Origin of the sequence: Micromonospora sp. DT233 (assembly GCF_049841815.1) — a bacterium.
Taxonomy (GTDB): domain Bacteria; phylum Actinomycetota; class Actinomycetes; order Mycobacteriales; family Micromonosporaceae; genus Micromonospora.
This window is the reverse complement of sequence record NZ_JBNCLB010000016.1, coordinates 62,094-74,950: the sequence shown is the minus strand read 5'-3', so window position 1 is coordinate 74,950 and position 12,857 is coordinate 62,094. Positions and strand designations below refer to the sequence as shown.

Genomic DNA, 12,857 nt, shown 5'->3' with positions numbered 1-12,857 from the left:
CGCGCCCAGCGCGCCCTCGTGCCCCGACACCCCGGCACCATCCACCGCAGAGGAACACCCGAGCAAAGGAGAACGGCGATGACCGCCGACGAGGACACCCGCACCTACCGCGTCGTGATCAACCACGAGGAGCAGTACTCGATCTGGTTCGCCGACCGCGACCTGCCGGCCGGCTGGACCGCCACCGGTTTCGAGGGCCCCAAGCAGGACTGCCTGGCCCACATCGACGAGGTGTGGACGGACATGCGCCCGCGCAGCCTGCGTGAGCGGATGGCCGCCGCGCAGGGCTGACCGCCCGGCAGCCGGGGCGGCCCCGCACGGGCCGCCCCGGCCCGCGGTCCCTTCCGTTTTGAACCCCGCGCGCCCGGCGCCCGGGGCGGTATCGCTGACGATCTGAGGCGACGGTGATGAAGGTCTATTCCCACGAGCGTCTGGCGCGACTCGCCGGCCAGCGGGGCATGCCCGAGGAGTACCTGCACGACCTGCGGGTGGTCTCCTCGGTGCTGCCGTTCAAAGTCAACCAGTACGTCGTGGACGAGCTCATCGACTGGTCAGCCGTCCCCGACGACCCGATCTTCCGGCTCACCTTCCCGCACCGGGACATGCTGCCCCGGGACATCTTCGAGGACCTGTCGGCGCTGCACCTGAGCGCCGCCGCCCCGAACGTCATCCGCAAGGCAGCCCGGGACGCCCACGCCCGGCTCAACCCCAACCCCGGCGCCCAGCTGGAGGCCAACGTGCCCACCCACGACGGGCACCGGCTGGTCGGCCTGCAACACAAGTACGCCGAGACCGTGCTCGTCTTCCCCTCCCAGGGGCAGACCTGCCACTCGTACTGCGGCTACTGCTTCCGGTGGGCCCAGTTCGTCGGCAACGCCGAGATCCGCCAGGCCGCCTCGGACGTCAGCCGGGCGATGGCGTACGTCGCGCAGAGCCCCACGGTCACCGACGTGCTCTTCACCGGCGGCGATCCCATGATCATGAGCGCGCCGGTGCTGCAACGGTGGGTGGAGCCGCTGCTCGAACCGGCCCTGGAACGGGTCCGGACCATCCGCTTCGGCACCAAGGCGCTCTCCTACTGGCCGGCCCGGTTCACCACCGACCACGACGCCGACGACGTGCTGCGCCTCTTCGAGCGGATCGTGGCCGCCGGCCGGCACGTGGCGGTGATGGCCCACTTCTCCCACCCCCGGGAGCTGGCGACCCCGGCCGTACGCGAGGCGATCCGCCGGATCCGGGCCACCGGTGCGGTGATCCGCGCGCAGGCCCCGCTCATCGCCCACGTGAACGACCGGGCCCAGGACTGGGCGACCATGTGGCAGCAGCTCGTCGAGCTGGGCGTGGTGCCGTACTACATGTTCGTGGAGCGCGACACCGGCGCCCGCAGCTACTTCAGCGTGCCGTTGACCCGGGCCCTGGGCATCTACACCGACGCGATCCGGGGCGTCTCCGGGCTGGCCCGCACCGCGCGCGGCCCGGTGATGTCCGCCGCGCCCGGCAAGGTGCTCGTCGACGGCGTGGTCGACATCGCCGGCACCGAGGTGTTCAGCCTGCGGCTGTTGCAGGCCCGCGACGCCCGCGACGTCGGCCGGCAGTTCTTCGCCCACCACGACCCGGCCGCCGAGTGGTTCGACGACCTGCGCCCCGCCCTGGGCTCCTGGTGGCCGGCGTGACCCGCCCCGCGCCCGCCGACGCCGCCGTGCCCGCCCCCGACGCCACGCTGCTTCCCCCCGACGACGAACAGGTGCCACCGATGATCGAGCACGCCCCGGCGGCGCTGCCGGCCGACCAGGACGCCACCGCCGGTCCGGCTCCCGTCGCCGATCGCCCGGTCAGTCTCTGGCGCAACCGGGCCTTCAACCTGCTCTGGGTCAGCCAGTGCCTGTCGGACCTGGGCGCCACCATGTCCAACCTGGCCCTGCCGCTGCTCGTGCTCTACGTCACCGGCTCGCCGACGCAGGCGGGCCTGGTGGGCACGGCCGGCCTGCTGGTCACCCTGGCCTGCCGGCTGCCGGCCGGGGTGCTCGCCGACCGCTTCGACCGCCGCCGGCTGATGGTGCTCTGCGACGTCGTGCGGATCGGCGCGTACCTGGCGCTCGGCGTGGCGGTGCTGGCCGGCGCGGCCAGCCTCCCGATGATCCTGGTGGTGGCCGTGATCGGCGCGGCGGGCAACGCGGTCTTCGGCACCGCCGAGCATGCCGCCGTGCGCAACCTGGTCCCGGCGGCGCAGCTCTCCACCGCCGTGGCCCGCAACGAGGCCCGCACGTACGGCACCCAGCTCGCCGGCCCGCCCCTGGGTGGCCTGCTCTTCGGGCTGGGCCGGTCGCTGCCCTTCCTCGGCAACGCGCTGACCTACCTGCTCTCCCTGGTCGCGGTCCTGCTCATCCGCGAGCCGATGCAGCAGCCCCGCGAGCGGGCCCCCGAGTCCGGGGGCGCGGCCGTGGCCGAGGGCATCCGGTTCGTGCTGGCCAACCCGTTCCTGCGCGCCCTGCTGGTGATCGCCGCCCCGCTCAACATGGCGTTCACCGGGATGATCTTCGCGCTGATCGTGTCGTTGCAGCGCTCCGGCACGCCCCCGGCCCTCGTCGGGGTGGCCAGCACCATCTTCGGCCTGGGTGGCTTCCTGGGCGCGTTCGCCGCCCCGATGGTGCAACGCTGGCTGCGGCTGCCGACCCTGGTCGTGGTGCTCTGCTGGGCCACCGCCGCGCTGATGGCGGTGAGCACCCTCTTCCCGACCAGCGTGCTCGCCGCCGTGCCGCTCGCCGCGGCGGTCCTGCTCGCCCCCACCGCCAACGCCGTCCTCTTCGGATACCAGGCGGAGATCACCCCGGACCGGCTCCAGGGTCGGGTGGTCAGCGTGATCTTCCTGGCCGCCACCTCGGCGGCGGCGCTGGCCCCCGGCCTGGCCGGGTTGCTGCTGGCGCACTTCTCCACCGGCACCGCGATGCTGGTCTTCCCCGCGCTGGTCGCCGTCTCCGCCGTCACCGCGACGTTCAGCACCGGGATCAGGACCATGCGCACCAAGTCCTGACCTGCGGCGAAGGGCGCCGTGGCGGGCGGGGGACATTTATTGTCGTACCCCTGCGTCAACATGGCAGGCATGGCTGCCCCCGCCCTGGCCCACGAGCCCACCCCGCCGCGTGCCCTGCCGATGCGCGAGGCCCGCACCCGACTGACCCAGCTCATCGCGATGGCCGAGCTGACCGACACGGTCACCATGGTCACCCGCGACGGTGACCCCCGCCCGATCGCCGCGATCGTGCCGGCCTGCGCCGCCCGCACGGCGGCGCAGGCGCGGGCCGACGCCGACCGGCTCGCCACGGTGACCGCCGGGTGGGCCCGCCGCCTCGACGAGCTGCACCGGCAGAGCAGCCGGCGGCACGCCGTCGAGCTGCGGGCCCTCACCGACGCCCTGGCCGAGGTCTGGGCCGAGCTGGACCGCCGGGTGGTCCCCGGCAGCGATCCGGCCCTGGCCCGGCTCCGCGCCGCCCACACGGACCTGCTGCGCGCCTGACCCCGGCCGTTGCCGGGTCCCGCCCGCTCGACGGCGCGGCGCGGCGTGTGGTCTGCTGTCCGGGTTGCCGTTTCGCCACCGGGAGGTGCGGTGTACGCCCGTGCCCTGACCGCCGACGCCGAACTGCGCCCCCTCGACCCGGGGCGGGCCGAGGAGTTCCTGCGCAACCTGGACCGCTGCCGGGACCACATCTCCCCCTGGGTGGGCGCGTCCTTCGTGGCCGTCGACCTGCCGTCCGCGCGGGAGGTCCTGCGCCGCTACGCCGAGCGCTGGGCCCGCGACGGCGGTGGCCTCTGGGGGATCTGGCTTGACGCGACGCTGGTCGGCGGGGTGATGTTCGTGTCGTTCGACGTCGTGTCGGGAAGCTGCGAGGTGGGCTGCTGGGTGGAGCCGACGGCCCAGGGGCGCGGCCTGGTCACCCGGGCGGTCGGCCTCATCGTCGACTGGGCGGTGCGGGGCCGGGGCATCCACCGCGTGGAGTGGCGCACCAACGCCGACAACGCCCGCAGCATCGCGGTGGCGCGACGGCTCGGCATGCGCCTCGACGGCACGCTGCGGCAGGTCTACCGGGGGCCGGGCGAGCGGATGGACCTGCAGATCTGGTCGGTGCTGGCCCCCGAGTGGCGCAACCCGGCCCCGACCGGTGAGCGCGTCGCCGTCGGAGGGGACGCGACCGGGCCGGTCGGCGAGCCGGCACCCACGACCGGGGGCCCAGGTGAAGACGACGGGTGAGACCCCGGCCCGGCCACCGCTGCGGGTGGCGGCGGCGCAGATCGAGGCGGTCGGCGGTGACCTGCCCGGCAACGCCGCCACGCACGCCGCCGTGATCGCTCGGGCCGCCGCCCACGGCGTGGACGTGTTGGTCTTCCCCGAGCTGTCGCTCTGCGGGTACGACTTCCCGCTGCTCACCGCCGACGTCGCCCGCTGCGAGGTGGCCCCCGGCGACCCGGCCCTGCGCACGGTGGGGCAGGCCTGCCGGGACCACGGGGTGACCGCCGTGGTCGGCGGGTGCGCCCGGCGCGCGGACGGCTGGGCGATCGCCTCCTACGTGGTCGGCCCCGGCGGGGCGGTGGTGGCCGGCTACGACAAGCGCCACCTCGACGCCGACGAGCGGGGGGTCTTCGTCCCCGGCGTCACCGACACGCTCGTCGAAGTGCGTGGCTGGCGGCTCGGCCTGGGTATCTGCTACGACGTGAGCTTTCCCGAGCACGCCCGTGGCCTGGTGCTGGCCGGAGCCGACGCCTACCTGCTGGCCGGCGCGTTCAGGGTCGGCGACTCCGACCACCGGCGTAGCGTCTACTGCCCGGCCCGTGCCCTGGAGAACACCAGCTACCTGGTGGTCGCCAACTACGCCGGGGCGCACGGCGGGTGGCGGTTCGCCGGCCACAGCGCCGGGTACGCGCCCGACGGTCGGCCCCTCGCCGACGCCGGCGCCTCGGCCGGGCTGGCCGTCGCCGACCTCGACGACGCGCGGCTGCGCCAGCAGCGCGACGCCCAGCGGATGCTCGCCGACCGCGCCGCCCCCGCGTCCGCCCCCGCCCCGGTCGTCGTCGTGCCCTGACCCGCCGTTTCCGCTTCGCACCACCGACTCCGAAGGAGCACCGTGACCGGCATCGGCACGACCGCGATCCACGGCGACGACGGCCTGGCCCCCGCGAACGCGGTGTCGCCGCCGATCGTGCAGAGCGCCACCTTCAGCGCCGATTCCGACGAGCACTTCACCGAGGTCGCCACGCAGCAGCGCAGCGACGCCTTCTACACCCGCTACGGCAACCCCAACCACGCCCAGGTCGCCGCCGTGGTCGCCGAGCTGGAGGGCGTCCAGGCGGGCCTGGTCACCGCCTCCGGCATGGGGGCGATCACCACGATGACGCTGGCCCTGCTCAACGCCGGCGACCACGTGATCGTGCAGCGCAGCACGTACGGCGGCACCACCTCGCTGACCACCGGCCTGCTCACCCGCTTCGGGGTGACCTGCACCCAGGTTGACCAGACCGACGTCGACGCGTTCGCCCGCGCGCTGACGCCGCAGACGAAGCTGGTGCTGGTGGAGACACCCAGCAACCCGCTGCTGGAGCTCACCGACCTGGCCGCCGTGATCGACCTGGCGCACGCCCACGGCGCGTACGCCATCGTGGACAACACCTTCGCCACCCCGGTCAACCAGCGCCCGGCGGCCTTCGGGGCGGACCTGATCTGGCACAGCGCCACGAAGTTCCTCGGCGGCCACTCCGACCTCTCCGCCGGGGTCGTGGTCGGCTCCGCCGAGCTGATCGACCGGGTCTGGCAGACCTCGATCGTCACCGGGTCGACGCTCGGCCCGATCGACGCCTGGCTGCTGCTGCGCGGCATCCGGACGCTGCCGCTGCGGATGGCCCGGCACAACGACAACGCCCTCGCGCTGGCCCGCGCGCTCGAGGCGCACCCGGCCGTCGCCCGGGTCCGCTACCCGGGGTTGGCCAGCCACCCGCAGCACGACCTGGCCGCGCGGCAGATGAGCGGGTACGGCGGCGTGTTCAGCCTCGACCTGGCCGGCGGTCGGGCGGCGGCGTCGACCCTGCTGGCCGAGCTGCGGCTGGCCAAGCGGGCGGCCAGCCTGGGCAGCGTGAGCACCCTCGTGGTGCACCCCCGCTCGATGTGGGCGGCCATCGTCGACGTCGAGCAACTCGCCGGCATCGGCATCAGCGAGGGCCTGGTGCGGGTCTCCACCGGCATCGAGGAGACCGCCGACCTGCTCGCCGACTTCACCCGCGCCCTGGACGTCGTCGCCGGCTGATCTCGCGGCGCTTCGACGGCCCGTACGCCGTGACGGACTGGAATCCCTGAGCCCGCGGCGGCGGGCACCGGGTGGGTGGGTGCGGCCCGGCGGTCGCACCCATCCACCCGACCTCCAGTGGCGGGCCCGGCGGGTCCTAGAGGGTGAGTACGACCGTGGAGATGCTGCGCGCGCCGACGTTGACGGAGACCTGGCCGCCGTTCACGCCGACCGACTGGCCGGCGGCGTTGGCGTTCTGCGAGGTCAGGTAGTGCTCCGCCTTCGTGACGTTCTGCGGTGCCTGGATGACGGCGTTGTTGACCGCGCTGGTCGACCGGTTGAGGATCACCAGGGTGACCTTCCCGTCACCCTGGTAGGCGGTCACCTCCAACGGGGAGGCCTTGGAGCTCTTGGTCAGGGCGATCCGCTGGTAGCCGGGGCGGACGTACTTGGCGTACTGCGAGAAGGCGTACCCGCGCTTGAGCGGCGCGCCCGCGACGGTGCCGTAGGCGGACTCGCCGTCGCCGATGAAGGAGTAGTAGCGCTTGCCGTACCACCAGACGTAGGCGTTCCAGTTCGCCTCCATCGACCTGTGCACGGTGCGCATGATGTCGTCGAGCGTCTCGTTCCAGACCGTCTGGTTGGCGGGGTTGCCCCAGATGTTGGAGCCGCTGCCGTCGGCCGCGTGCAGGTTCCACTCGGTCATCCACACCGGCTTGCGGTACTGCTCGGCCAGGGAGTACGGCTTGAGCCGGCCGGCGGCCTCGGTGCCGTACAGGTGGCCACCGACGTAGCCGAGGTTGTTGCGGGCGGTCGCGTCGTTGAGCGTCGGGTCGGTGTAGTTGTAGTTCAGGTTGATCGCCTCGGCGACCATCAGCTTGGTGTTCTGCACCCTCGCGCCCTGGTCGCGGACGAAGTTGCGCAGCTCGGTGCCGCTCCAGTCCATCGAGTCGTAGTCGGGGTGCCAGTCCGGCTCGTTCTGCACGGAGGTGACGTCGATCGTCACCCCCTGGCCGCGCATGTACTGCACGTAGCTGTTGAGGTGGTTGGCGTAGTCGTCGTAGTAGTCGGTCTTCAGCTTGCCGCCGCCGGTGCGGCTGTTGTTCGTCTTCCACGCCGCCGGGGCCGTCCACGGCGAGGCGAGGATCTTCACCCCCGGCCCGGAGGCCTTGGCCGCCTTCAGCGCGTTGACCTGGGTCGCCCACTCGCTGGACACCGGCGAGATGCCGGTACGCACGATCGACAGGCCGAGCTGGTTGGCGCCCAGGCCGACCAGGGTCTGGGTGTCGGCCGTGGACCAGGTGCCGCCCCAGATCGGGGTGGCGGCCCCGAACCCGTCGACCGTCTGGTACCGGGTGGCGCTGTTCACGGTGATGTCGGCCGGCCCGGTGGGCGGTGGCGTGGTCGGCGGTGGCGTGGTGGGCGGTGGCGTGGTCGTGGGCGGTGGCGAGGTGGGCGGGGTGGTGGTCGGCGCCGGGCCGCCGGTGCAGGCCACCCCGTTCAACGCGAAGCTGGTGGGCGCGGGGTTGCTGCCGGCCCACGAGGCGTTGAAGCCGAACGAGGCGGTGCCGTTGGTCGCGATGGCCCCGTTGTAGTCGACGTTCCTGGCGGTGACGGCGGCGCCGCTCTGCGTCACGGTCGCGTTCCAGGCCTGCCCGACGGACTGGCCGGCGCTGTAGGACCAGGTGAGCGCCCAGCTCGTGACCGGGTCGCCGAGGTTGGTGACGGTGACGTTGGCGCCGAAGCCGTCCTGCCACTGCGACGACACGGCGTAGTTCACCGAGCAGCCGGCGGCGACCGCCCCGGCCGGCAGTGCCACGGCGACCGCCGCCGAGGCCAGCAGGACGGTGCCGGCCGACAGCAGGGCGGCGTTGGTCGATCTGTGCCTTCTCATGAGGTTTCTCCCGAGGGTGGGGTCGAGGTGACGGCCGGCGCGTTCCGGGGGCCCGCGATGGTGCGGGTGGGCGGCGACCGGCGACGGCGGAATGTGAGCGATATCAATTGCCCGGCAAGGGGCGCTGGCACCACTCGAAGAAGGGGTGGGCCGGCGGGCTCGGCCACGTGCCGAGCCCGCCGGGGGGATCCTTGTCGCGCCGGACCTGGTCAGGCGGCGGGCGGAGGCTAGCGCTGCAGGGTCAGCAGACCCGGCCGGTAGGGGAGCAGGCCGTAGTCGCCGCCCGAGTTGGGCGAGCGGCCCTGGTAGAGCAACTGCAGCCGGCAGGGGTCGACGGTCATCGTCTGGTCGGCGTTGGTGCGCAGCAGCTCACCGTGGCTGATGTCGTTGGTCCAGGTGGCGCCGCTGTTGGCCTTGCCGGCGAACGGGTTGCTCTCGGTGGCGGCCTGCGGGGTCCACGAGCCGCCCAGGCTGGTGGCCGTGAAGGAGCGGAAGTAGCGGCCCTGGGAGCCGATCGCCTCGACGAGCATCAGGTACTTGTTCTCGCCCTGGAGCTTGTAGACCTGCACGGCCTCGAAGAGGTTGTTGGTGGTGTCGCTCATGACCACCGTCGAGGTGGAGCCGAAGCTGCCGGGGAAGTTCCCGATGGGCATGCTGGCCCGGTAGATCTTGCCGTTGTCGCCGGCGAAGAAGAGGTACATGTTCTGGCTGTCGCCGATGACGGCCTGGTCGATCGGGCCGGTGCCGGAGCCGGAGATGCTCCCGGTGAAGAGCGTCTGCTGGGCGGACCACCCGTTCGGGTTGGTGGGGTCGGTCGACGTCCGGTAGGAGAACGCGGTCCCGCCCCACTGGTAGGCCAGCACCCAGATGTTCTTCGGGGCGAAGTAGAACAGCGAGGGGGCCACGGTGGCGGAGGACATCGCGTTCTGGCTGGCCGAGGCCATCTCGGACCAGTTGGTGAAGAGGCCGAAGTTCATCGACCCCCACCGGGTGCCGGTGTCGTGCGTCGTCGCGTAGACCAGTTGCCTGCCGTTGTAGGGGGCGACGGTGAAGTCCTTCAGCGAGACCCACCCCGACTTCGGTTGCGCCAGCGCGCCGGTCGACGACCAGCGGTACGTCGACGGAAGCGAGCACGAGGGCGGCGGTGTGGTGGGTGGCGGTGTGGTGGGCGGCGGAGTCGACGTCGGGGGCGGGGTCGTCGGGGGCGTGCCGCCGCCGCAGGTGACGCCGTTGACGGCGAAGCTGGTCGGGGCCGGGTTGCTGCCCGTCCACGACCCGTTGAAGCCGAACGACACGGTGCCGTTGGTCGGCACCGCCCCGTTGTAGTCCACGTTCCTCGCGGTCACCGCCGTGCCGCTCTGTGTGACGCCCGCGTTCCACGCCTGCGTCACCGTCTGCCCGGCGCCGAACGACCACGTCAGCGTCCACCCGTTCAGCGGATCGCCGAGGTTCGTGACGGTGACGTTGGCGCCGAAGCCGCCCTGCCACTGCGACGACACGGCGTAGTTCACCGAGCAGCTGGCGGCGGCGGCGCCGGCCGGCAACGCCACGACGGCCGAGGCCGACGCCAGCAACGCGACGCCGGCCGAGACCAGGCCGACGGTGGTGGCTCTAGATCTGGTCATGGAACGCTCCTGAGGGGATGGCGGCCGGAACAGTGAGGGGAATCATGTTTTGTGAGCGTTAACAGCCGCGTCCAGCATGTTACGGGAGCGCTCCCACGTACTCAACCTTTTCGATCTCGCCAGGCCGGCTGACCGCCCGCCCGGCCCACCGTGTGCCGCCGGGGGCGCCCCGGAGCGGGCGGGTGAGGCGACGGGCGGCGACGGCTCGTATCCTGTGCGCGAATATCCTGTCCGCGAAGGCTCGCAAGTAACTGAAGGGGGTCGGTGTGAGCAACCGGATCGAGACGCTGGAATTCCAGGCGGAGGCACGCCAGCTGCTCCAGCTGATGGTCCATTCGATCTACTCGAACAAGGACGTCTTCCTGCGCGAACTGATCTCCAACGCCTCCGACGCGTTGGACAAGCTGCGCCTGGAGTCCCTGATCGACAAGGATCTCGACGCCGACGTCGCCGACCTGCACATCGAGATCGAGGCCGACCGCGAGGCGCGCACCCTGACCGTGCGGGACAACGGCATCGGCATGACCCGCGACGACGTGGTCCGCCTGATCGGCACCATCGCCAAGTCCGGCACCGCCGAGCTGCTGGCCAAGCTGCGCGAGTCGAAGGACTCGGCCGGCTCCGCCGACCTGATCGGCCAGTTCGGCGTCGGTTTCTACGCCACCTTCATGGTCGCCGACAAGGTCACCCTGGTCACCCGCCGCGCCGGGGAGACCGAGGGCACCCGATGGGAGTCCACCGGCGAGGGCACGTACGTCGTGGAGACCGTCGACGACGCCGCCCAGGGCACGGCCGTCACCGTCCACCTCAAGCCGGCCGACGACGACGACCACCTGTACGACTACACCGCCGACTGGAAGATCCGCGAGATCGTCAAGCGGTACTCCGACTTCATCGCCTGGCCGATCCGGATGACGGTGCAGCGTCCCGGCGAGGGCGACGAGACGACCTCCGAGGTGCAGACCCTCAACTCGATGAAGGCGCTCTGGGCCCGCCCGCGCAGCGAGGTCGACGAGGCCGAGTACAAGGAGTTCTACAAGCACGTCAGCCACGACTGGGCCGACCCCCTCGAGACGATCCACATGAAGGGCGAGGGCACCTTCGAGTACGAGGCGCTGCTCTTCCTGCCCTCGCACGCCCCGGTCGACCTCTTCGCCCCGCAGGCCCGCCGCGGCGTGCAGCTCTACGTCAAGCGCGTGTTCATCATGGACGACTGTGACGCGCTGATGCCGAACTACCTGCGCTTCGTCAAGGGCGTCGTCGACGCCCACGACCTGAGCCTGAACATCTCCCGCGAGATCCTGCAGCAGGACCGGCAGATCCAGGCGGTCCGGCGGCGGCTGGTGAAGAAGATCCTCACCACCGTCAAGGAGATGAAGGCCAACGAGACCGAGAAGTACCGCACCTTCTGGTCGGAGTTCGGCCCGGCGCTCAAGGAGGGCCTGCTCGACGACCCGGACAACACCGAGGCCATCCTCGACGTCGTCTCCGTCGCCTCCACCCACGACCCGGCCGAGCTGACCGGGCTGCGCGACTACGTCGAGCGGATGAAGGACGGCCAGGACGACATCTACTACATGACCGGCGAGTCCCGCTCGATGATCGAGAACTCGCCGCACATGGAGGCGTTCCGCGCCAAGGGCTACGAGGTGCTGATCCTCACCGACCCGGTGGACGAGGTCTGGGTGGAGCGGGTCGGGCAGTTCGACGGCAAGCCGCTGCGCTCCATCGCCAAGGGCCAGGTCGACCTGGACACCGAGGAGGAGAAGAAGGAGACCGAGGCCGCCCGCGAGCAGCAGCGCCAGGAGTACGCCGACCTGCTGACCTGGCTGACCGAGAAGCTCTCCGGCAGCGTCAAGGAGGTGCGGCTCTCCACCCGGCTGACCACCTCGCCGGCCTGCGTCGTCGGCGACGCCCACGACATCACCCCGACGCTGGAGAAGATGTACCGGGCGATGGGCCACGAGGTCCCGCAGGTCAAGCGGATCCTGGAGCTCAACCCGGGGCACCCGCTGGTCGAGGGGCTGCGCAAGGCCCACGAGCAGGACGCCGCCGCCGACGCGCTCGGCGACACCGCCGAGCTGCTCTACGGCATGGCGCTGCTGGCCGAGGGCGGTGAGCTGGCCGACCCGTCCCGCTTCACCCGCATCCTCGCCGACCGGCTGGCCCGCACCCTCTAGCCGCTTCGCGGCACCGGCGCGCGCCGGGCACCCGGTCGACACCGTTGGCCGTGGACGCCCGGCGCGCGCCGTCTGCCGTGTCACGAGGCGCGTCGGGGCCGGGAAAACTGGCTGAGCGGGTCGAGCCGCCGCACCGCCAGCGGATGGCCACCCTCGCCGAGCGGGCCCGCGTCCTGGCGCCGCCGGCCGGCTGGCACCCGTCCTGGCCGAGCTGCGCGCCAAGGCATTTCCTATGGGGGCGATAGGGATTGCGGATGGTGGTGTGGTGGGCTAGTTTCGGGTGCAGTCGGGGCCTCCCGGAGGGAGCGACGAGGCGGGAGGAGCACCTGCACCCATGACCGACCCCCAGCCTGAGCCGCCCGTCGAGGTGGACAGCGACGCGCTGCGGTCGATCCTGCGCCACCAGGCCAGCACGGTCACCGTGGTCACGGCCCCCGGCGCGTCGCCGGCCGGCTTCACCGCGACCTCGTTCACCTCGGTGTCGCTCGCCCCGCCGGTCGTGTCGTTCTGCCTCAACCTCGTCTCGTCGAGCTGGCCCACCGTGGCGCGGGCCCGGCACGTCGCCGTGCACCTGCTCGCCCGCGACCAGCAGGAACTGGCCCGCACCTTCGCCACCAGCGGCGTCGACCGCTTCGCCGCCCCGACGCGGTGGCGTCCCGGGCCGGAGGGGGTGCCGATCCTGGACGGCACGCTGGCCTGGCTGCTCTGCCGAGTGGTGGACCGGGTGGTCGTCGGCGACCACGCGATCGTGCTGGCCGAGCCGGAGCTGCTGCGGCACGCGCGGGCGGGCTCGCCGTTGCTCTACCACCGGGGCGGCTACGCGGCCCTGCGCGCCGAGGCGGAGCCCAGGCCGGCGGCGGCCTGACCGCGTCGCCCGGCGCGGCGGCCC

The 12,857-nt window shown here is 72.3% G+C and carries 11 protein-coding genes; 9 read left to right on the top strand and 2 right to left on the bottom strand.

The window, feature by feature from the left end; translation table 11 throughout:
* Positions 1-78: 78 nt before the first annotated feature.
* The 7 genes from ACLQ2V_RS24840 (at position 79) to ACLQ2V_RS24810 (ending at position 6,290) form a co-directional block, all read left to right on the top strand.
* A complete protein-coding gene (locus ACLQ2V_RS24840) occupies positions 79-291 on the top strand; it encodes an MbtH family protein (RefSeq protein ID WP_425720986.1) in 213 nt (70 codons plus the stop codon).
* A gap of 116 nt (positions 292-407) precedes the next feature.
* A complete protein-coding gene (locus ACLQ2V_RS24835; RefSeq protein WP_425720985.1) occupies positions 408-1,673 on the top strand; it encodes a KamA family radical SAM protein in 1,266 nt (421 codons plus the stop codon).
* Entirely contained in the window at positions 1,670-3,031 is a 1,362-nt protein-coding gene (locus tag ACLQ2V_RS24830; RefSeq protein ID WP_425720984.1) for an MFS transporter, read from the top strand. The genes ACLQ2V_RS24835 and ACLQ2V_RS24830 overlap by 4 nt, the downstream gene beginning before the upstream one ends.
* 69 nt (positions 3,032-3,100) lie before the next feature.
* Positions 3,101-3,514 (top strand): type II toxin-antitoxin system Phd/YefM family antitoxin, encoded by a 414-nt coding sequence (locus ACLQ2V_RS24825; RefSeq protein WP_425720983.1) that lies wholly within the window; start codon positions 3,101-3,103, stop codon positions 3,512-3,514.
* Between the two features lie 90 nt (positions 3,515-3,604).
* A complete protein-coding gene (locus tag ACLQ2V_RS24820; protein ID WP_425720982.1) occupies positions 3,605-4,246 on the top strand; it encodes a GNAT family N-acetyltransferase in 642 nt (213 codons plus the stop codon).
* Complete coding sequence (locus ACLQ2V_RS24815) at positions 4,230-5,075, top strand: carbon-nitrogen hydrolase family protein (protein ID WP_425720981.1); 846 nt, start codon at positions 4,230-4,232, stop codon at positions 5,073-5,075. The genes ACLQ2V_RS24820 and ACLQ2V_RS24815 overlap by 17 nt, the downstream gene beginning before the upstream one ends.
* A gap of 42 nt (positions 5,076-5,117) precedes the next feature.
* Positions 5,118-6,290 carry a trans-sulfuration enzyme family protein gene (locus ACLQ2V_RS24810; protein ID WP_425720980.1) on the top strand — a complete coding sequence of 391 codons (1,173 nt, stop codon included), beginning with the start codon at positions 5,118-5,120 and terminating at the stop codon, positions 6,288-6,290.
* Positions 6,291-6,426: 136 nt separating this feature from the next.
* Here the strand turns inward: ACLQ2V_RS24810 and ACLQ2V_RS24805 are convergent, their stop codons facing one another.
* Positions 6,427-8,163, bottom strand: coding sequence for a cellulose binding domain-containing protein (locus ACLQ2V_RS24805; RefSeq protein WP_425720979.1), 1,737 nt, complete (start codon positions 8,161-8,163; stop codon positions 6,427-6,429).
* A gap of 227 nt (positions 8,164-8,390) precedes the next feature.
* A complete protein-coding gene (locus tag ACLQ2V_RS24800; RefSeq protein WP_425720978.1) occupies positions 8,391-9,788 on the bottom strand; it encodes a non-reducing end alpha-L-arabinofuranosidase family hydrolase in 1,398 nt (465 codons plus the stop codon).
* A gap of 266 nt (positions 9,789-10,054) precedes the next feature.
* Here ACLQ2V_RS24800 and htpG point away from each other — a divergent pair, with 266 nt between their 5' ends.
* Both htpG and ACLQ2V_RS24790 read left to right on the top strand, forming a co-directional pair.
* Positions 10,055-11,968: a molecular chaperone HtpG gene (gene htpG, locus ACLQ2V_RS24795; RefSeq protein WP_425720977.1), complete on the top strand. Its 1,914-nt coding sequence runs from the start codon at positions 10,055-10,057 to the stop codon at positions 11,966-11,968.
* A 334-nt stretch (positions 11,969-12,302) separates the two neighbouring features.
* Positions 12,303-12,833: a flavin reductase family protein gene (locus ACLQ2V_RS24790; protein WP_425720976.1), complete on the top strand. Its 531-nt coding sequence runs from the start codon at positions 12,303-12,305 to the stop codon at positions 12,831-12,833.
* Positions 12,834-12,857 lie beyond the last annotated feature (24 nt).